The 18,799-nt window shown below is 57.7% G+C and carries 18 protein-coding genes, 1 tRNA gene and 1 pseudogene; 8 read left to right on the forward strand and 12 right to left on the reverse strand.

What is annotated here, in order from left to right; all coding sequences use genetic code 11:
• Positions 1-3 precede the first annotated feature (3 nt).
• The 4 genes and pseudogenes from ACR2TX_RS22625 to ACR2TX_RS22640 all read right to left on the reverse strand — a co-directional run bounded on the left by ACR2TX_RS22625 (position 4) and on the right by ACR2TX_RS22640 (position 2,875).
• Positions 4-507, reverse strand: a complete 504-nt coding sequence (locus tag ACR2TX_RS22625; RefSeq protein WP_077730595.1) for a beta/gamma crystallin domain-containing protein — start codon at positions 505-507, stop codon at positions 4-6.
• Between the two features lie 193 nt (positions 508-700).
• Positions 701-1,780, reverse strand: a pseudogene (locus tag ACR2TX_RS22630) (Do family serine endopeptidase); the annotation flags it as partial.
• A 190-nt stretch (positions 1,781-1,970) separates the two neighbouring features.
• Positions 1,971-2,366, reverse strand: coding sequence for a c-type cytochrome (locus ACR2TX_RS22635; protein ID WP_133718174.1), 396 nt, complete (start codon positions 2,364-2,366; stop codon positions 1,971-1,973).
• Positions 2,339-2,875 carry a c-type cytochrome gene (locus ACR2TX_RS22640; RefSeq protein ID WP_205780781.1) on the reverse strand — a complete coding sequence of 179 codons (537 nt, stop codon included), beginning with the start codon at positions 2,873-2,875 and terminating at the stop codon, positions 2,339-2,341. Before ACR2TX_RS22640 ends, ACR2TX_RS22635 begins: the two co-directional genes overlap by 28 nt.
• Positions 2,876-3,067: 192 nt before the next feature.
• Here ACR2TX_RS22640 and coxB point away from each other — a divergent pair, with 192 nt between their 5' ends.
• From coxB to ACR2TX_RS22665, 5 genes are all read left to right on the forward strand, one after another.
• Positions 3,068-3,796 carry a cytochrome c oxidase subunit II gene (gene coxB, locus ACR2TX_RS22645; protein WP_168175426.1) on the forward strand — a complete coding sequence of 243 codons (729 nt, stop codon included), beginning with the start codon at positions 3,068-3,070 and terminating at the stop codon, positions 3,794-3,796.
• 87 nt (positions 3,797-3,883) lie between these two features.
• A complete protein-coding gene (locus ACR2TX_RS22650) occupies positions 3,884-4,183 on the forward strand; it encodes a putative quinol monooxygenase (protein WP_347257519.1) in 300 nt (99 codons plus the stop codon).
• Between the two features lie 150 nt (positions 4,184-4,333).
• The gene (locus ACR2TX_RS22655; RefSeq protein ID WP_347257518.1) at positions 4,334-5,431 is read left to right on the forward strand and encodes a sodium:calcium antiporter; all 1,098 of its coding nucleotides are present in this window, start codon (positions 4,334-4,336) and stop codon (positions 5,429-5,431) included.
• Positions 5,432-5,441: 10 nt separating this feature from the next.
• A complete protein-coding gene (locus ACR2TX_RS22660; protein WP_077730592.1) occupies positions 5,442-7,964 on the forward strand; it encodes a cbb3-type cytochrome c oxidase subunit I in 2,523 nt (840 codons plus the stop codon).
• Positions 7,965-7,970: 6 nt separating this feature from the next.
• Positions 7,971-8,327, forward strand: a complete 357-nt coding sequence (locus ACR2TX_RS22665) for a hypothetical protein (protein WP_077730591.1) — start codon at positions 7,971-7,973, stop codon at positions 8,325-8,327.
• A 127-nt stretch (positions 8,328-8,454) separates the two neighbouring features.
• Here the strand turns inward: ACR2TX_RS22665 and erpA are convergent, their stop codons facing one another.
• Complete coding sequence (gene erpA, locus ACR2TX_RS22670) at positions 8,455-8,790, reverse strand: iron-sulfur cluster insertion protein ErpA (protein ID WP_077730590.1); 336 nt, start codon at positions 8,788-8,790, stop codon at positions 8,455-8,457.
• Between the two features lie 103 nt (positions 8,791-8,893).
• On the opposite strand from erpA, the gene ACR2TX_RS22675 reads away from it, so the two are divergent.
• Positions 8,894-9,217: a DUF2845 domain-containing protein gene (locus tag ACR2TX_RS22675; protein WP_077730589.1), complete on the forward strand. Its 324-nt coding sequence runs from the start codon at positions 8,894-8,896 to the stop codon at positions 9,215-9,217.
• 69 nt (positions 9,218-9,286) lie between these two features.
• Here the strand turns inward: ACR2TX_RS22675 and ACR2TX_RS22680 are convergent, their stop codons facing one another.
• The 3 genes from ACR2TX_RS22680 to mtnA form a co-directional block, all read right to left on the reverse strand.
• Positions 9,287-9,691: a septal ring lytic transglycosylase RlpA family protein gene (locus ACR2TX_RS22680; RefSeq protein WP_077730588.1), complete on the reverse strand. Its 405-nt coding sequence runs from the start codon at positions 9,689-9,691 to the stop codon at positions 9,287-9,289.
• A gap of 242 nt (positions 9,692-9,933) precedes the next feature.
• Positions 9,934-11,208 (reverse strand): serine--tRNA ligase, encoded by a 1,275-nt coding sequence (gene serS, locus ACR2TX_RS22685; RefSeq protein ID WP_086134127.1) that lies wholly within the window; start codon positions 11,206-11,208, stop codon positions 9,934-9,936.
• Positions 11,209-11,440: 232 nt separating this feature from the next.
• Positions 11,441-12,475 carry an S-methyl-5-thioribose-1-phosphate isomerase gene (gene mtnA / locus ACR2TX_RS22690; protein ID WP_434130753.1) on the reverse strand — a complete coding sequence of 345 codons (1,035 nt, stop codon included), beginning with the start codon at positions 12,473-12,475 and terminating at the stop codon, positions 11,441-11,443.
• Positions 12,476-12,798: 323 nt separating this feature from the next.
• On the opposite strand from mtnA, the gene ACR2TX_RS22695 reads away from it, so the two are divergent.
• Positions 12,799-12,999 (forward strand): hypothetical protein, encoded by a 201-nt coding sequence (locus ACR2TX_RS22695; RefSeq protein WP_156879782.1) that lies wholly within the window; start codon positions 12,799-12,801, stop codon positions 12,997-12,999.
• Here the strand turns inward: ACR2TX_RS22695 and rlmB are convergent.
• Positions 12,996-13,751, reverse strand: coding sequence for a 23S rRNA (guanosine(2251)-2'-O)-methyltransferase RlmB (gene rlmB, locus ACR2TX_RS22700; RefSeq protein ID WP_077730585.1), 756 nt, complete (start codon positions 13,749-13,751; stop codon positions 12,996-12,998). The genes ACR2TX_RS22695 and rlmB overlap by 4 nt on opposite strands.
• Positions 13,748-15,988, reverse strand: a complete 2,241-nt coding sequence (rnr, locus tag ACR2TX_RS22705; protein ID WP_077730584.1) for a ribonuclease R — start codon at positions 15,986-15,988, stop codon at positions 13,748-13,750. The genes rlmB and rnr overlap by 4 nt, the downstream gene beginning before the upstream one ends.
• Positions 15,989-16,153: 165 nt before the next feature.
• Between rnr and ACR2TX_RS22710 the strand changes: the two genes are divergently transcribed.
• Positions 16,154-16,238: transfer RNA gene (locus ACR2TX_RS22710), tRNA-Leu, on the forward strand.
• Positions 16,239-16,252: 14 nt separating this feature from the next.
• On the opposite strand, the gene ACR2TX_RS22715 is transcribed toward ACR2TX_RS22710, so the two are convergent.
• Together ACR2TX_RS22715 and ACR2TX_RS22720 are read right to left on the reverse strand one after the other, a co-directional pair.
• On the reverse strand, positions 16,253-17,545 hold the full coding sequence (locus ACR2TX_RS22715) for an adenylosuccinate synthase (protein ID WP_434130754.1): 1,293 nt from the start codon (positions 17,543-17,545) through the stop codon (positions 16,253-16,255).
• Positions 17,546-17,590: 45 nt separating this feature from the next.
• Complete coding sequence (locus ACR2TX_RS22720) at positions 17,591-18,784, reverse strand: ATP phosphoribosyltransferase regulatory subunit (RefSeq protein WP_077730582.1); 1,194 nt, start codon at positions 18,782-18,784, stop codon at positions 17,591-17,593.
• Positions 18,785-18,799 lie beyond the last annotated feature (15 nt).

Below are 18,799 nucleotides of genomic sequence, written 5' to 3' on the forward strand. Positions count from 1 at the left end.
GCATCAGCGGCGCGGCAAACAAGTCACCCGCAGCGACTTGATATCTTCGAAAATCCCCAGCCCGCTGCGTCCCCGTCTTTCCCCCAAGTCGGGGATTTGCTGTCCTGGTTCGAACGACAGGCTATGGTCTTCGAAGTCTTCGTCGTCGAAGGCGGTTACCTGGGCGCGCGGTCCGACTATGACGCTTTCCAGGCCGGTCCAGCGGGCGCCGAACGGACCTTTCATGGTGCGCATCTCGACCGGGCCGACGATGTTCAGTTGAATTCCGGTAAAACGGTCGCCCGTGTAGAACTGTACCCAGCAACCGTCGGCGACCCGCTCGGCGCTGAACGATCCGGGCACGATCAGGACCGTCGGCAAAGCGCTGGGCTCCTCCGTAATCGGCGGGCGAGCGTCGGTATCGGGCGCGGAGGGAGGCACGGACTCCCTGGCCGTCACATTCAGGCCCGCCACGGCGGACAGCGCCCCGGCCACAATCCCGAACCGAAGGCGCCTAAATTTCCGCATGCGACGCTCCGATCAGAAAATGAGCATAAGAATCCCGATCACGACCAATAACCCGATCAGGAAGATGATGCCGATCGCGCTGCCCAAGAATCGCAAGATGCTGCCCATGTCCATGTCTCCGCGAGTGAAATAGAGTTTCGTCCATAACCATTGAGACAGCCGCTCCGAGGTTTCCTCACCGCCGCCGGGCCGGTGGTTGGGCTATCCGGGCCGTCGCCGTCCGCTTTTGGCCATTTCGGAGGAAATCCAGCTTGATTTCGGAACCGACTCGAAGCAGGCCGATAATATTGCGCAAGCTGCTGGCATTGGCCACGGGAGCACCATCGACCGCCACCACGACGTCGCCGGGACGCAGCCCCGCTTGGGCGGCAGGCGAATCCGGCTGAACCTGGGCAATCACGGCGCCGCCGCTCCGCTCCAGGCCCAAGGCTTTCGCCGACTCGGGAGTCAAATCCTGGACTCCGATCCCGAGTTGACCTCGCTGAACTTCGCCGTACTGGACGATCTGCTGCATGACGGCTTGGGCGAGATGGCTCGGGATCGCGAAACCGATGCCGACATTGCCCCCGGCCGGGCCGACGATGGCGGTATTGATCCCGACCAGTTCCCCATTCAGGTCGACTAGGGCGCCGCCGGAATTGCCGGGATTGATCGAGGCGTCGGTCTGGATGAAGTCTTCGTAGCCTTCGATGCCCAAACCGGAACGACCCAGCGCGCTGACGATGCCGGAAGTCACGGTTTGGCTCAAGCCGAAAGGACTGCCGATAGCCACCACGAAATCTCCGACCCGCAAGGATTGCGAGTCGCCGAACCGCAGAGCCGTAAGGTTTTTCTCGTCGATTTTGACGACCGCCACGTCGGTCTCGGAATCGGCGCCCACCACCGTAGCCTCGAAATCCCTTCCGTCCTGCAGGGTCACGGTCACTTGGTCGGCATTGGCGATGACGTGGTGGTTGGTGAGGATAAGCCCGTTTTCGGCGTTCACGATCACGCCGGAGCCGAGGCTCTGCTGTTGCCGTTGGCGCGGCGGCATGTTCGGCAAGTCGAAGAACCGTCTGAAAAACGGATCGTTGAACAGCGGATTCTCCTGCACGTTCACCGTCGAGGTCGTCGAAATATTGACCACGGCGGGCAATACGGCTTCCAGCATGGGCGCCAGAGTCGGCCTGCCGCTTTGTCCTATGGCGGCGCCGGGATTGGACGCCTGGTAGGCCGCTGCCGGCGCTTGCGCAAGTCGCGGTGCCGGCACGGGCTCGCATCCCGCCGACATCATGATCAGAACGGCGCCAAGAGCGCAAAGTCGGCCAAGCCGTTCCATGGAGTTCCTCCCGCAGTGTGCTTCTCGAGTCGCGACGTCACTTTTTAGGTCGTTCGATACCGTAAAAGTTCTCGGGCGGATTTTCTCTCTTCCGCCTGCGCGTGCATCCTCGATTATCGAGCATGAGCGCCGACCGCCTGCGGGATCATTTCAGGCTGAAGAGATACGCCGCCATGTCCCATGCGTCATGCTCGGTCACACCCAAGTCGGGCATGGCCGTGCCGGGCGATATCCGCTGCGGGTCCCGAAGCCACAGAACCAGGTCGTCCGGAGTGTTGGGCAGAACGCCGGCGATGTAGATGCGATTGGCCCAAGCGGTCAGGGGCGGCCCGGCCAAACCCTTGGCGCCGACGATGCCGGGAATGATGTGACAGGTCGCGCAGGCATATTGCTGCAAGGCGATCCGCCCTCGGGCCGGGTCTCCGCCGGTGACGAACAAGGGCTGATCGGCGCGGCCGCAGGCATTCAGAAGAGCCAGTGCCGCGAAGAGTCCGCCCGCTCCTTTGATTCTTCTTATCGCCCGCCGGTCTTTCGATCCCATTCCGCGTACTCCTTCGGGGAAAACTCCGGCAACCGTTCTACGAACGCCACCACCGCCCACAGCTCCTCCTCGTCGAGGCGATACTGCCAGGCGGGCATGCCGGTCATGCGGATTCCGTTGGCGACCACCCAATAGATGTATTCGGCCGATTTTTCGCGCGCCGTTTGTGCCAGATTGTTGGGCAGCGGCAGCATCCCCTTGCCGGCATCGTCGGGAGGCACACCCGGCGCGCCATGGCATTGCGCGCATTTGTCCCGGTAAATGCGGAAGCCGCGTTCCGCCAGGAGGGGATCGTCCAGGGGCGGCGCCGCGATGCCGCCGAGGCGGGCCGAGACCGACCGATCCAATGCGAAATCCAGCATCTCGTAAACCGGCCAAGTGTGTTGATAAATGGCAGCGACGTTGTACACGCCGGTGAGAACGACGATGGCCGCGCCCAATACTCCGAATCCACCCAGGATGACGAGAGTGATGAGCGCATGGATCAGAAACTTTCGGGAAGGTGCCATGGTCTCTTGTGAGTACGCTCCAAAATTCGAGAGAACGGCGTCAGCCGCACGGCTCGATATTCGGCCAGGGGAGTGACCGATGACCATCGGGAATGGAACGTCTTCCGACGCTATAGCATTTTCGACTCTCCGCATTGCGGTTAGTGCCGGCTGTCGATGCGTTCGGCCGGACGGCCCGCGTTCCGGCTTACCATGACCGCCCGTCTTGGTTCGGCCTTGCTCCTGGCAACGCTGCCGGCATCTGCCGGCGCCGGCCTTCAATCCGCCATCGATCCGCATTCGCCGACCGCATCCGAAATTGATGCCATCGGCTGGCTGCTGTACTGGGGAGCCGCGGTCATTTTCGTTTTGGTCATGGCGCTGACCGTTTATTCGATGTCCGGATCGGAACGCGCCGGCCGCTTGCTGGGCCATCGCCGAGCAGTCCTTATCGGCGGCCTCGCGTTTCCCGTGGTCCTGTTGTCCGCGCTCTTGGTCTATACGCTGAGAATCGCCGGGGATATCGTCACCCCGTCGGAACCTCCGGCCCTGCGGATCGAGGTCGTCGGCGAGAAGTTTTGGTGGCGGGTGAATTACCTGACCGAGGCGGGCCATGTCGATGTCGCCACCGCCAACGAGATCCACCTTCCGGCCGGTCGGCTCGTGGAATTCAGACTGCGCACCGCCGATGTCATCCATAGTTTCTGGCTGCCCAACCTGGCCGGAAAAGTCGACATGATTCCCGGCCGTATCACCACGCTGCGTATCCGACCCGACCGGCCGGGCGTGTGGCGCGGGCAGTGCGCCGAGTATTGCGGCGCCCAGCACGCCAACATGGCCTTCCTGGCGGTGGTCGAAACGCCGGAGGATTTCGATGCCTGGCTTAACGCCCAGCGTCAGCCCGCGCGTCCGCCGGCGGCTTATTCGGAGAACCGGAGATGAACGCGGTTCCGGGATTGTCGAACATCTCCGTCCGCAGCGTCCCTGAAATCATGGATCGCAACCGGCACTCCGATAAAGGAGCGAAACATGGCAAGCAAACCCGTGACGGTTATCGTTCGAATCGTAGCCAAACCCGGCATGGAGGCGCAGGTCAAGCGGGAGCTCATGAACCTCCTCGCCCCGACCCGCTCGGAAAAAGGCTGCATGAATTATGACATGCACCAGGCTGCCGATGACGATTCGCGTTTTCTCTTCCATGAGAACTGGGTGTGCGAGGAGGACCTCAGAAGGCATCTCGACGCGCCACATATCAGACATTGGATTACGCTGGCCGAAACGCTGTTGGCCGAGCCGATGGAGCTTACTCTCTGGCACAAGGTTGGTTAGATGCGCCGCTCGGTGTATGCGACGGCAGCACCGCCGGTACCGCTTTACGGAGGACAGCGCAAGAGCTGAATCTTCGAGTGGATTTCACGGATGCCGGCCGCGGCGCTTCCACGCGCATCGGCCGACGGCTTATTTGGAGAACCCGAGCTGATGCCTTTCGATTTCAAGAATTATTCGCTCTGGCTCAACATCGTGATGTTCGCGGTTTCGGCAGGCATCGTCTGGATTGCCGGCACCAAGGTCTCGCACTATGCCGATGCCATCGCCGAGCATACCGGCATCGGCCATGCAGCAGCCGGATTGATCCTTTTGGGCGGCATCACTTCGCTGCCCGAGGTCGCGGTCACGGTCGCCTCGTCCGCCGCCGGCAATGCGCCGCTGGCAGTGAACAACATCCTCGGCAGTCTCGCGATCAACGTCGTCATCCTGGCGCTGGCCGACGCCGTCATCGGGCGGGACGCTCTGACTTCGGTCATTCCCGATCCGGTCGTGATCTTGCAAGGGGCACTGGGCGTACTGCTGCTCGCTCTGGTGTCCGCGGCCGTGATCGTGGGCGACACGGCGTTCCTCGGCATCGGCGGTTGGGCATGGAGCATTCTCCTTTTTTATTTCGGGGCCATCTGGATGCTCGCCAAATCTCAGGGCCGCTTTCCCTGGCGGCCGGACGGGCTGGGCTGGCATCAACGACGCGCTCCGAAGCGTCCCCATCAGGGACTTGAGGGACAGCACAGAGGACATCCGGCCCAACGCGACGAAACGGAGGAGGAACCCGAACGTCCGTTTGGAAAAATTCTCGGCAAGACGGTGCTTGCCGGTTTGGCGATTCTGGTGGCGGGCTATGCGCTATCGCGTTCCGGTGAAACCCTCGCCGAGCAGAGCGGGCTGGGCTCGAGCTTTTTCGGCGCCGTTTTTGTCGGCTTTTCGACCTCCTTGCCGGAAGTCAGCACCGTACTGGCGGCGATGCACCTAGGGCGTTACCTGATGGCGGTTTCCGATATCTTCGGCACCAATCTGTTCAACGTCGGCATGATTTTTTTGATCGATGCCGTCTATCCGGACGGCCCGGTGCTGAACCAGGTGGGACGGTTTTCATCATTCGCGGCCCTTTTAGGGATTGTCGTGACGACGCTGTACATCGCCGGTTTGGTCGAGCGCCGGGATCGGACGATCCTGCGCATGGGCTACGACTCGCTGGCCGTGCTCTTGATTTATCTCGGCGGGATATTCCTGCTGTATCGATTGCGCTGAGGAGACATGGATGGACCGGAATCAGGAATTTCCGAACCCTGTGCCCCGCCCGGACGAAGAGCTTTCCCTGCTCAAAAAGATTTGGCGGCCACCATCGGGCTGGAACTTCATCACCGTCGTCAACAACGAGTACATCGGCATCTTCTACGTCGGCACGGCCTTTCTGTTCTTCTTGCTGGCCGGCGTGCTGGCGCTCCTGATGCGCACCCAGCTCGCGGTGCCGGAAAACGATCTTCTGGGGCAGGACACCTATAACCAGATCTTCACGATGCACGGCACCATCATGATGTTCCTGTTCGCCGTGCCGGCGGTGGAAGCGCTGGGAGTTCTCATCCTGCCCAACATGCAGGCGGCGCGCGACCTGCCCTTCCCGCGGCTGTCGGCCTATGCCTTCTGGGCTTATTTCGCGGGTGGGCTGGCGTTCTTCTGCAGCCTGTTTTTCGACTTGGCGCCCAAGGGCGGCTGGTTCATGTATCCGCCGCTGACCAGTTATCAATTCTCGCCCGGCGACAACTCCGATTTCTGGCTGCTCGGCATCGGCTTCATCGAAATCACGGCTATCGCTGCGGCCATCGAGATCGTGGTGGGGGTGCTGCTCAACCGCGCGCCCGGCATGAGCCTCGATAAGATGCCGATCTATTGCTGGGCCATGCTGGTGTTCGCCGGGATGATCATGGTCGCCTTCCCGGCGGTGATCCTCTGCACCGCGCTTCTGGAGCTGGAGCGCAGCTTCGAGTGGCCGTTCTTCGTAGCGGAGAAAGGCGGCGACCCCTTGCTCTGGCAGCATCTCTTCTGGTTTTTCGGTCACCCGGAGGTCTACATCATCTTCCTACCGGCCGCGGGAATCGTCTCGATGATCATACCCACCATGGTGCGCAAGCACTTGGTAGGATACCGATTGGTGGTGCTGGCCCTGGTGGGCACGGGTTTCCTGAGCTTCGCCCTGTGGGTGCACCATATGTTCGCCGTGGGACTGCCGCAGATCTCCATGAGCTATTTCTCGGCGGCCAGCATGGCGGTGTCGGTTCCGAGCGGCATACAGGTGTTCGCCTGGATCGCCACCATTGCGGCCGGACGCCTGAAACTCACGGTGCCGGCGCTGTTCACCCTGGCTTTTTTGTTCATTTTCGTGCTGGGCGGGCTGACCGGGGTGATGGTGGCGATCGTGCCCTACGACTGGCAGGTGCACGATACCTATTTCGTGGTGGCGCATCTGCACTACGTGCTGTTCGGCGGCATGGTGTTCCCGCTATTCGGCGTGTTCTATTACTGGGCGCCTTATGCGAGCACGAAGCCTCTCTCGGAAAAACTGGGCCGCTGGGTGTGCGGATTGATGTTCATCGGGTTCAACACGGCGTTCTTCCCGATGCACATCACCGGGCTGCTGGGTATGCCGCGGCGGGTCTATACCTATTCGGCGGAAGTCGGCTGGGACACCCTCAACCTGATCTCGACTTTCGGCGCTTTCCTCATCGGTGCCGGCGTTCTGGTGTTCCTGGTCGATCTCATTCGCAACTTCCGACCCTTCCGTCCGGAAAAGGCGGGCAACGTCTGGGATGCAGGCACCCTCGAATGGCTGCCCGGCGGCGATTACGCCATGCGCAGCATTCCCATCGTCGAAAGCCGCGAGCCGCTTTGGGATCAGCCGAATCTGGCGGAGGACGTCGAGGCCGGCCGCTATTACCTGCCGGGCGCGCCTACCGGCGCGCGCGAGACCGTCGTCACCAGTCCCATCGATGCCCGGCCTCTGTACATTTTGCAGATGCCGGCAGGGAGCTGGTTCCCGGTGTTGGCGGCCTTCGGAACGGCGGCGTTCTTTCTGCTCCTGACGGTGAAGGTAGTGGTGCCTGCACTGTTCTTCGGCGTGTTCGCCATCGCCATGATCATCCGGTGGGCATGGGAAACCGACCCCGGCCCCAGCCACCCTCCCGTGGACATCGGCGGCGGCATCAAGCTGCCGGTCTACGTGACCGGCCCCATGTCGCATTCCCGGTGGGCCATGGTCGTGCTGATGATAGTCTCGGCCTCCCTCTTCGCCTGCCTGATCTTCTCGTATTATTTCCTGTGGACCGTAGCGCCGGGGTTCTGGCCCAAGGGCGGAGAATCGCTGCCGGAAGTGGCTTATCCGCTCGCGGCGGGAGGCCTTTCGGCATTCAGCAGTGCTGCCATTGCCTACGCCAGCCGCGCATTGAAATCGAACAGGTTCTGGACGGTGCGCCTGGCCATGCTTTTAGCCGTCCCCCTGCTCGTCGGTGCGTTGGTGGCCGAGCTGTGGGGCCAATGGCAGATAGGCCTGCGGCCGACCGATTCCGGCTATGCCGCGATCGTTTATACCGTCATCTCGATTCAGGGATTTTTCGTTACCGTGGTGGTCATCATGGGCCTCTATACCTTCGCCCGCTCGGTGTGCGGACTCATAAACCGCGAACGCCGGGCCACTTTCGACAACACCATGCTGTTCTGGCATTACACGGTCGTTCAGGGCCTGATTGCATTAGCCGTGGTCCATCTGTCTCCGCGCTTCCTGGGGTGAACCGCCATGGCTGCCGCACTCCACTTCGTCACAAACACGCTTCGGATGCTCTCGGGCGTCTTGATCTGGGGTGCCCATTTCGGGGTTGTCTACATCGCCACTGCCCTGGTGTGTGCACGGGGGGTTCAGAATTTAAGCTGGCTCGGGGTGGGCATCGTTGCATGGATGGTCACCATTGCTACGGTGATGGCGATCGCGGGGATCTTGATCATACTTGTCCCCGCCTGGCGGAATCTTCACCGGCACCGCCCGCAGTCCGCGACACCCGCTTTCATCGACTGGATGACCGTCTCCTTCGGGGGGCTGGCACTGCTGGCGATCGTATGGGTAACGTTTCCGGTAATGCTGGTGCCGATATGTTAGCCCTGATTTCCAGCACCCGTTCGTCTGCAATCCATCGGCGTGCTTGGCAGCCACGAAGCGGACGACCCAATACGCGTGGAATTGGTCCCCTACCGGCACTTTGCGAAAGTTTTTGGAACGAGAACGCTTAAACCGAGAAGGACGAACCGCAACCGCACGTTGTGGCCGCATTGGGATTCCGAATAACGAATTGAGATCCGGATAAGTCCTCGGTATAGTCGATCTCGGCACCGGTCAGATATTGGATGCTCATGGAATCGATCAAGACAATGACACCGTTCTTCACAATTTGCGTGTCGTCTTCATTGACCGCGTCATCAAAAGTAAAGCCATATTGAAAACCTGAGCAGCCGCCGCCGGTAATGTAAACCCGCAGCTTCAGGTTATCGTTTCCTTCATCGGCTATCAGTTGGCTCACCTTGGCCGCAGCGCTGTCAGTAAATTTAATAGGCTCTTCGCTCATACAACTCGTAACCTCGGTACGCTTATCGATCAAACGCCATTATATGATTTTTTCCGAGAGTTTCGGTCAAGAATAACCGCTATCCATAACTTGATGGTCATTTATGAAAAAAAGGATTCTTTTTCTCGGTCTGTATCTGAGCTTATCCGCACCGTCCGCCTGGGCCCTACGCTGCGGCTCTCTACTGGTAGACACTGGAGATTACAAGCTCGAGGTGCTTCGCAAGTGCGGCGAGCCCGTATTCACGGACTCCCGCATCGAGCTCAGGTATGTGAAATTGTACGGTTCGGGCTTGGAGTTGGGGCAATACGTGCCGGTCATGATCGACGAATGGACCTACGACTTCGGTCCGAATCGGTTCGTGCAGCTGCTTCGATTCGAGAACGGCCGTCTGGTGGATATAGAATCCTTGGGCTACGGCCGATAACCGGCACGCTCAAAACCGTTTTCCTACGGCGAAAAATAAAAATTGCCCTCATCACGGATGAGGAGCAAATCAACCGTCTCCCGGTTGGATCACCTCAAGCTTCACTTGAGCAAGTCCCGCTCTTATGAATCCGAGCTCTTTGGCCGCGCGCCGCGAGAGATCGAGCAGACGCTTGTTCGCGGGATCGCCGCGGTCGTTCACGCGCACCTCTATGCTGCGGTTATTGCCGAGATTGGTCACCCGGAGCCGGGTACCGAATGGTAGCGACCGATGCATTGCGGTGAGGCCGTTCCGGTTGTAACGCTCGCCGCTGGCCGTCCGCCGGCCGTGGAAACGATCGCTGTAGTACGATGCAATGCCTTTTTGAGAGCTTGCAAGGCTTTTTGGACTTGCCGTTCTGGCATGACCAACAGTACAGGAAGACGCCAGATAGATCGACAGAAGGGAGTTAGCAATCAGTCGAAGCTTCTGCATCCTTCACCTCCATATTGGTTATTTTAGGAACGATGCCGTTTCATAATAAACGATGCTTCTAAAAAGGCCAAGTTTTTATCGAAATGGTTATATCGTCATGCGCTGTTCTGCGATGCGGCTCACGCCTTGGCGCAGATCCCGTCGCGCAACCAACCTGAAAATGAATAGCCCGCGCTCCTGTTTCAACGGCGCGGGCATTCGAATTCAAATATGACTGTTTTGAGAGCTTCTCAGTTTTTCGCTCAGCCGATTGCTTCAACCCCACCCATGTACGGAAGCAAGACCTCCGGAACTCTGATCCGTCCTTTTTCATCCTGATAGTTCTCCATCACGGCAATAAGGGTGCGGCCGACAGCGAGTCCCGAACCGTTCAGGGTATGAACCAGCTCGGGTTTACCCGTTTCGGCATTCCTCCAGCGCGCTCTCAAGCGTCGCGCCTGGAAATCCCGGAAATTGCTGCACGACGAGATTTCACGGTAGGCATTCTGTCCCGGCAGCCAAACCTCGAGATCATAGGTTTTGGCCGATGAAAAGCCCGTATCGCCGGCGCACAAAACCATTCTTCGAAACGGCAGCTTCAAGCGCTTGAGAATCTCCTCCGCATGGGAGGTTAGCTCCTCATGGGCACGCGCCGAATCGTCGGGCCTTACAATCTGCACCAGCTCGACTTTTTCGAATTGATGCTGGCGTATCATGCCGCGTACATCCTTGCCGTAGGAGCCGGCTTCGCTGCGGAAACACGGCGTATGGGCAACGAATTTCAAAGGAAGCGTTTCCGCGGCCAAGATTTCGTCGCGGACCAAATTGGTAACCGGCACCTCGGCGGTCGGAATCAGATAGAACGCCGGTTCGCGAACGAGCTTGAACAGATCTTCTTCGAATTTCGGAAGCTGCCCCGTGCCGCGCAAGCTTTCCGCGTTCACCATGAACGGCACGTAGGTCTCGGTGTAACCGTGCTCTTGCGTATGAATATCGAGCATGAATTGGGTCAAGGCCCGCTGCAAACGAGCCAGAGGACCTTTCAGGGTGACGAACCGTGAACCCGTAATTTTGACGGCCGCCTCGAAATCGAGACCTCCAAGCCGCGTTCCCAAATCGACGTGGTCGCCAGGTTCGAATCCGAACTGCGACGGCTCGCCCCAGCGATGGATCTCCACGTTGTCCGCATCGCTCCGGCCATCGGGAACGTCGGCATCCAAAATGTTCGGTATGCCGAGCAGCAAGTCTTCCAACTTCGCTTGAATGCCTTCCAATTCCCCTTCCATCCGTTTGAGGTCATCCCCCAAATGCTGCATCTCCGCAAGTATAGGCTGGATATCCTCTCCTCTTGCCTTGGCCTGGCCGACCAGCTTGGAGCGCGTATTGCGTTCGTTCTGCAACGCCTGAGTGCGGCCCTGTATTTCCTTGCGCTGGTTTTCCAACTCGCGAAATACTTCGGTGTCCAGCTTGAACGAGCGCCGCGCCAATTGCGCTTCGACCTCATCCAATTGAGTGCGGAAAAGACGTGGATCTAACATCGGTTATCCTTGGTGAGATTTGGGTGAATCTGGATCAAAAACTATCTACGGCGCGGGCGAACCCGCCGGAGATTCGAACGGATTCATCGGCGCCGTGGTGCATAGCGAAGGCGGGTATCAAACTGCTTGAGTCTTCAGATAAGCTATTTCACGAGAAGAGACGGACAAGTAGCTTCGATCGAACCCGCTAGCTTCGCGTCTTGTCAGCGCACGGACAGCCGAAAATACGAACTCATCCGGCATCCGCCAGCACTTTCATGGCCTGACGATTCGGATTCCGCACAATACCCCGCTCGGTGACGATGCAATCGATCAATTCGGCCGGAGTCACGTCGAACACTGGATTCCACGCTTTTATAACACTGCTCGGCCGCGCGAAATATTCGTTCAGCAGTTCGCTCTGGGCCCTTTCCTCGATCCTAATGCTCTCGCCGGACTCTGTCCGCCAGTCGATGGTGGACGTCGGCGCAACCACCATGAATTTCACGCCATGGTGGCGAGCGGCAACGGCCAAGGCATAGGTGCCGATCTTGTTGGCGGTATCTCCGTTTGCGGCGATGCGGTCGGCTCCGACTGCGATCCACTGGATCGCATCCGATTTCATCAAATAGGCGGCAGCGGAATCGGCAATCAAAGTCGCGGGTATGCCGTCCTGCTCCAGCTCCCAGACAGTCAGCCTAGCCCCCTGTAGCCACGGACGGGTTTCGGTCGCGAAGATATTCGTAACGCCCTGTCGGTAGGCACTTCGAACCACTCCGAGCGCCGTACCGTACCCACCGGTCGCAAGTGAACCCGTATTGCAGTGGGTCAAAACGCCGCTGGCTCCGACAAGCAGGGAGGCTCCCAAGTCGCCCATCGTTCGATTGGCAGCGATGTCCTGATCATGAATGGTGCGCGCGGCTTGCAACAGATGCGGCTCCGGGTCACCTTCGACAGCCCCGATTTCCGATCGCATACGGTCAAGGGCCCAGAACAGATTCACGGCAGTGGGACGCGAACTGGCCAACTTGGCCAAATCCGCTTCGATCGCCTCTCTCCAGTTATCCGGATTTTCGCGATACCGTTGACGCGCCGCCAACACGACACCATAGGCGGCGGCGATACCGATGGCGGGGGCTCCGCGCACGCGCATCGAAAAGATAGCCTCAGCCACGCCCTGAGCGCTGTCGAATGTCTCGTATTCGACCACGCTCGGCAGCCTGCGCTGATCCAGCACGCGGAGCCCGCGCTCGCTCCACTGCAGGGCACGGACCGTATCGTTAGACATTATGGGTGCAGAAGATGAAGGCATTTGGATTATTGAAATCAGGCGATTGTCAAAGAACCCCCGACTCGCGGGTGTTGTCGGGCCGGGCCGGTGCGGCTAAACGTCCATGCATTTTAAGATGGTCCAGCCGACAAACAAAGAATTCGCGCGTGCGCACCGAGACTTGGTGATAAGTCCTAAAGAGGCATACCATTTGCAACGCGTTTTAAGGCAATTAAGGTGCGCGTTTTTGCCGCATCGTCGAGCGGCTATTCTCGGTTGCAAGATGGTCATAGTCACATTAGCCTGAATTTGTCAAGACTAACACCCGTAAAGGTCCGACTATGGTACTCGAAATCTACCTCTGGTGTTGGATGCACTTGGAACCGCGGCATGCGGCGAAAAGAGGCGCAAAACTTCTGGGCTTGGCGGTATTGGTGTTGGCTCCGCTGATTTATGCCAACGTCGAAATGACCGGACAAGGATTCAAGCCCTCGACGCCCAGCCTGACGATCGAGGTTGGTCAGAAGGACTCGAATCGTTAAGTCCTCTTTGCCTGTGCTCGCTGCCGTACGGCTTCAAAAAGCAGTACGCCTGTCGCAACCGATAGGTTGAGGCTTTCGATTTGGCCGAACATTGGAATTTTGACTAAAAAGTCACAGGACTCGCGCGTCAAGCGACGTAGACCCTTTCCTTCGGCTCCGATCGCCAAGACCAATGGAATGGCCAGGTCGATCTCGTATAGCGATCGCTCGGCCTCGCCCGCAGCCCCTACGATCCACAGCCCCGCCTCCTTTAACCAGCCCAGGACTCGATTCAAATTGGTTACGCGGTAAATCGGCACCGTTTCAGCAGCGCCGGAGGCGACCTTGGCCACGGTCGGCGTCAACCCCACAGACTGATCTTTCGTGATAATGACCCCCTGTACTCCAGCGGCGTCCGCGGTACGCAAACAGGCTCCGAGGTTGTGCGGATCCTGCACATGATCCAGAACGAGAAAAAAAGGCTGCCGCGAAAGATTCGCCAGCGCATCCTGAAGCTCCGACTCTCCGAGTTCGGCGGCCAGCTTCAGCTCGAGAACGATGCCTTGATGGCTTCGGCTTTCGGCTAACGAGTCAAGTTGATTTCGTCCGGCCGGCTGAACCGAAATTCCAAGGGAAGCCAATTTCCGTTCGATGGCGGCAATGCGACCATCTTCCCGCCGATGGTCTATCCAAACGCTGATGATTTTGTCCGGGGCGTTTTCGAGAGCAGCTTCCGCCGCATGAAGACCCGCGATGCGACGCCGATTCTTCATGACCGGCGTCTTTTCTTCCGTGTCCGGCGCGACGAAGACTCGGAGCGTTTCACCAATTCGAGGTCGATCTTGCGTTCATCCAGATCCACGCGAGCCACAATCACACGAACGCTGTCGCCAAGCCTATAAGTCACACCGCTCCGCTGCCCTTCCAACCGATAACCGATCGGATCGTAGTGAAAGTAGTCTTTGTCCAAAGTCGAAACGTGGACCAATCCTTCCACGAAGATGTCTTTTAGCTCCACAAAAAAACCGAATGGCGTAACGGCGGAAATGACGCCTTCGAACTCCTCTCCCAGCTTATCGAGCATGTACTCGCATTTAAGCCAGGCGACGACGTCGCGAGTCGCCTCGTCGGCGCGCCGCTCGGTGTACGAGCAATGCTCGCCCATCAGTACCATGTCGTTATGGGAATAGTAGAATTCTTCTATCTTTTTCTTTTCGAGCGAGTGGCGAATAGCCCGGTGTACCAGCAGGTCCGGATAGCGCCGGATGGGCGACGTAAAATGGGTATAGGCATCCAGGCCCAACCCGAAATGGCCTTTTTTCTCCGGGCTATAAACGGCCTGAGCCAGCGAGCGTAACAGTACAGTTTGGATCAGGTGCTCGTCGGCCCTGCCGGTGATATTGTCCAACACTTCGAAATAATCCTTAGGTCCAGGATTATCGCCGCCACCGAGGTTCAGACCGACTTTTCCGAGAAAGGCACGCAGATCGGCCAATCGTTCGGCGGTGGGACCCTCATGAATTCGAACCACATGGGGGAGTTTTTGACGGGTCAGATATCGCGCCGCGGCAATATTCGCGGTAATCATGCATTCCTCGATCAGGCGATGGGCGTCGTTGCGCTCGCGCGGCACGATTTGCGCGATTTTCTTGCCCTCTCCGAATACGATGTAGGATTCCTGGGTGTCGAAATCCATCGCCCCCCGTGCCTCCCTTGCCCGCCGCAGCACTTTGTAGAGCGAATGCAACTCCTCCAGGTGAGGCACGAGAGCGCGATACTTCTTCCTCAGTATCTTATCGCCGTCGACAATCATGCGGGCGACTTCCGTGTAAGTGAGCCTCGCATGGGAGTACATCAGCCCCGAGTAGAAACGTGAACGGACGATGGCGCCATCGGTGTTTATGTAAATTTCGCAGACCATGCACAGCCTGTCTTGCTCGGGGTTGAGCGAGCACAAACCGTTTGAGAGCACCTCCGGCAGCATGGGAATGACTCGATCGGGAAAATACACCGAGTTGCCACGGATTTTTGCTTCGTCGTCGAGAGCCGTTCCCGGCCGGACATAATGGGAAACATCGGCGATAGCGACATAAAGTTTCCATCCTTTCGGCGTTCTTTCGCAGTACACGGCATCGTCGAAATCGCGGGCGTCCTCCCCGTCTATGGTTACGAGCGGCAGCCGCCGCAAATCAACGCGACCGGCTTTATCATCTTCCGCGACTTCCGTACTTAGCCCCGCAACGTCGTTCAACACGGCTTCCGGCCACTCGGCCGGCAGATCGAAGCTGCGAATCGCCACCTCGATCTCCATACCGGGGGCCATGTGATCCCCCAGAACCTCCCTGATTCGACCGATGGGGTCACGCTGGCGGGTAGGTTGCTCGATGATCTCGGCGACCACGATCTGACCTGGGAGCGCTCCATTTCTATGCTCCTCAGGAATAAGAACGTCGTGAGCGATGTGCTTATTGTCTGGGACGACGAATGAGATTCCCTGCTCCAGGTACAACCGACCCACGATATTGTGCGTATTCCGCTCCAACACCTCCACAACCCCGGCCTCTCGCCGCCCGCGGCGGTCGACGCCGCGTATGCACACCACGATGCGATCATCGTGCATGAGCGAACGCATTTCCTTGGGCGAGAGAAAAAGATCATCGCCGCCCTCGTCGGGCCGAAGAAAGCCGAACCCATCGGGATGGCCGATGACCCGCCCAACGATGAGATCTTTGTGGTTTACGATGCAGTAATAATTGCGGCGGTTTCTCAGTATCTGCCCATCCCGCTCCATGGCATTGAGGCGGCGACGGAGCGATTCAACGTCCTCATCCTCTTGTACGCCCAATACGCCGGCAACGTCCTCGACTCTTAAAGGAATCCCTTGCTCTTTCATCACCTCGAGGATCAACTCCCGGCTGGGAATGGGACGCTCATACTTTCCTGCCTCCCGCTCGGCGAAGGGATCCTCGAGCTTAAACCCTCTAGCGATCGTAGGGGCGGACTTGGTCATCGATAATTTTCCTATTTTCTATATGTTTAGTTTTGCTATTCGGACAGCCCTCGGTCCGACAACCTCTTCGAAGATCGATGATTCCCTTCAAAACTTTCGGTATTGACAATTTAACCGATAAGTAACAAAATTCGCGACTCAATTGAGTCGCTCGACTCGCCTCTTGCCGAGGTGGTGAAATTGGTAGACACGCATGATTCAGGTTCATGTGGGGAGACCCGTGGAGGTTCAAGTCCTCTCCTCGGCACCATCCTTAGTCGTCCCTCAATCGAAGGGATTCTTCAGAATTATCGTCTCGCTGCGATCAGGACCGGTCGAGAGAATATCCACTGGCACACCGACCAATTCTGAAATCCGGTCAATATAGGCTCTCGCATTTGCCGGAAGGTTCTCATACGAGGTAATGCCGGCAGTAGACTCTTGCCACCCTGAAAGCTCCTCGATAATGGGCTCGCACTGAGCATAACTATCGGCGCCGATTGGTACCGTACGAATCTCCTCTCCTTTATATCGATAAGCCGTACAAATTCCGATCTTTTCCAGCCCATCCAGAACATCCAATTTCGTCAGGCACAACCCGCTCAGACTGTTGAGTTTCGCCGAACGCTTCATCAAGATGGCATCGAACCAGCCACAGCGACGCGCTCGTCCAGTAGTAGCACCGAATTCCGCGCCTTTCGCGGATAAATGCTTGCCAATCTCATTCGACAGTTCCGTCGGAAAAGGTCCGTTTCCAACGCGTGTCGAATAGGCTTTGGTGATACCCAATACATAATCGAAATCCAGCAGGCCCATTCCGCTACCGGATGCTGCGCCGCCCGCCGTAGTATTAGACGAGGTCACATAAGGATAAGTGCCATGATCGATATCCAGCATTGCGCCTTGAGCGCCTTCGAAGAGGACATTTCTATCCTCATCACGATAAGCATGCAGCATACCCGCCACATCTCCCAGCATGGGTTTAATCTGCTCACCCAATGCCATCGTTTCGTCCAGCACTTGCTGATAATCGAGCGGAGACTGCCGGTAATACCCGCTGAGTACGAAATTATGATAATCCAGGAGTTCGCGTAACCTTTCGGCAAACACGGCGGGATACATAAGATCGCCGGCGCGTAACCCTCGCCGCGACACTTTATCTTCATAAGCGGGACCGATACCTCTTCCTGTCGTACCGATAGCCTTATCGCCACGAGATTTTTCACGCGCTACATCTAACGCGACGTGAATGGGTAATATCAAGGCACAGGCTTCGCTGATCGTAAGCCTATCCCGAACCGGAATACCGGCTTTCTCCAGCAGCGCAATCTCTTCCAACAAAGCGCGGGGCGATAACACCACGCCATTGCCTATCAAGCATTTCACCGACTCCCGCAAAACGCCAGAAGGTATCAAATGCAATACCGTCTTTTGGCCGTCGATTACCAAGGTATGCCCTGCGTTGTGACCACCCTGGAAACGGACCACTGCATCTGCACGCTCCGTCAGCAAATCGACAAGTTTACCTTTACCTTCATCGCCCCACTGGGTGCCGATGACTATGACGTTTTTACCCATTCTTGATTCCAGATTAGCGTTTCATTTTTCGAGGTAATTTTGGGCTCAATCGCTAACGGGAAAGACTTCCCAAGTTAGCCCCTGCTTTTGAAGGTAGTGTGAACATGCCATCTCGCGAGCCTCGCCAGTTTGTCCATACAACGCCTGAATGACCGTTTGCCCGGCGCCGCGCAAATTACGCACTATTTCGTGCAAATCGGGATCGTCTACGGCGGGCGCAAAAATGCGCAAACTAGGCGCATCATCGTCTTTTCCGTTGGCCAATCGTGCCAGAACCTTCAAATCGGCGCTAAAACCCGTCGCCGGACGAGCGCGCCCGAAAATTTTTCCGATCTCATCGTAACGGCCGCCACGTGCAATTTCTCTGCCGTAACCCGGCACAAAAGCGGCAAATACGACACCCGTCTTGTAGTGATAACCACGCAATTCCGCAAGGTCGAAATTGATTCGTAAGGCCGGGAACAAGCTTGTCAAACTCTTCGAAATGGATTCCAAATCCATCAAAGCGCGATGTACCGACTCATTGGCGGTTGCCAATCGCTTTCTAGCTTTCTCTATGACACCCTCATGTCCATTTAGATCGATCAGCGCTTCCAACATCTCGGTGGAAGAATCGCTAACCGTCAGCGAATGTAATAAAGTTACCAATTCCGGATAGTCTTTCCGCTGAAGAATTTCAAACAGCTCCGCCTCCTGCTGCGCATTCAAACCGGCCTGACGTGCCAACTCCCGATAGATGCCTACATGTCCCAGATCCAGATGTACGTTTTCAATACCTGCAATGGCAAGCATCTCCAACATCAAGCAGATAACCTCCATGTCGCTGGCATTACCCGCATGTCCGTACAATTCGGCCCCAACCTGCAATGGGCTCCGGGACTTTTCGAGATGATCCGACTGCGTGTGCAGCACCGTTCCCATGTAACAGAGCCGTGTCGGCGTATCGGTGCCAAGGTTGCGCGCATCGATACGCGCAACCTGAGGCGTCATATCAGCACGTATCCCCATTAATCGACCACTGATCTGATCGATGATCTTGAATGTCTGCAAATCAAGATCGTTGCCCGAACCAGTCAAAAGCGATTCAATGAATTCAATCAGCGGCGGCATCACCAGCCGATAGCCCCAGCTGGCGAACAGATCGATGATCTTTCGACGTAGCTGCTCCAAACGCTCGGCTTCTTCCGGAAAGACCTCATCAATACCTTCTGGCAACAGCCAATTATCTTCGGTTAGCATCGAATTCGGTGAGCT

The organism is Methylocaldum sp. GT1BB (genome assembly GCF_051027545.1).
Lineage (GTDB): Bacteria > Pseudomonadota > Gammaproteobacteria > Methylococcales > Methylococcaceae > Methylocaldum.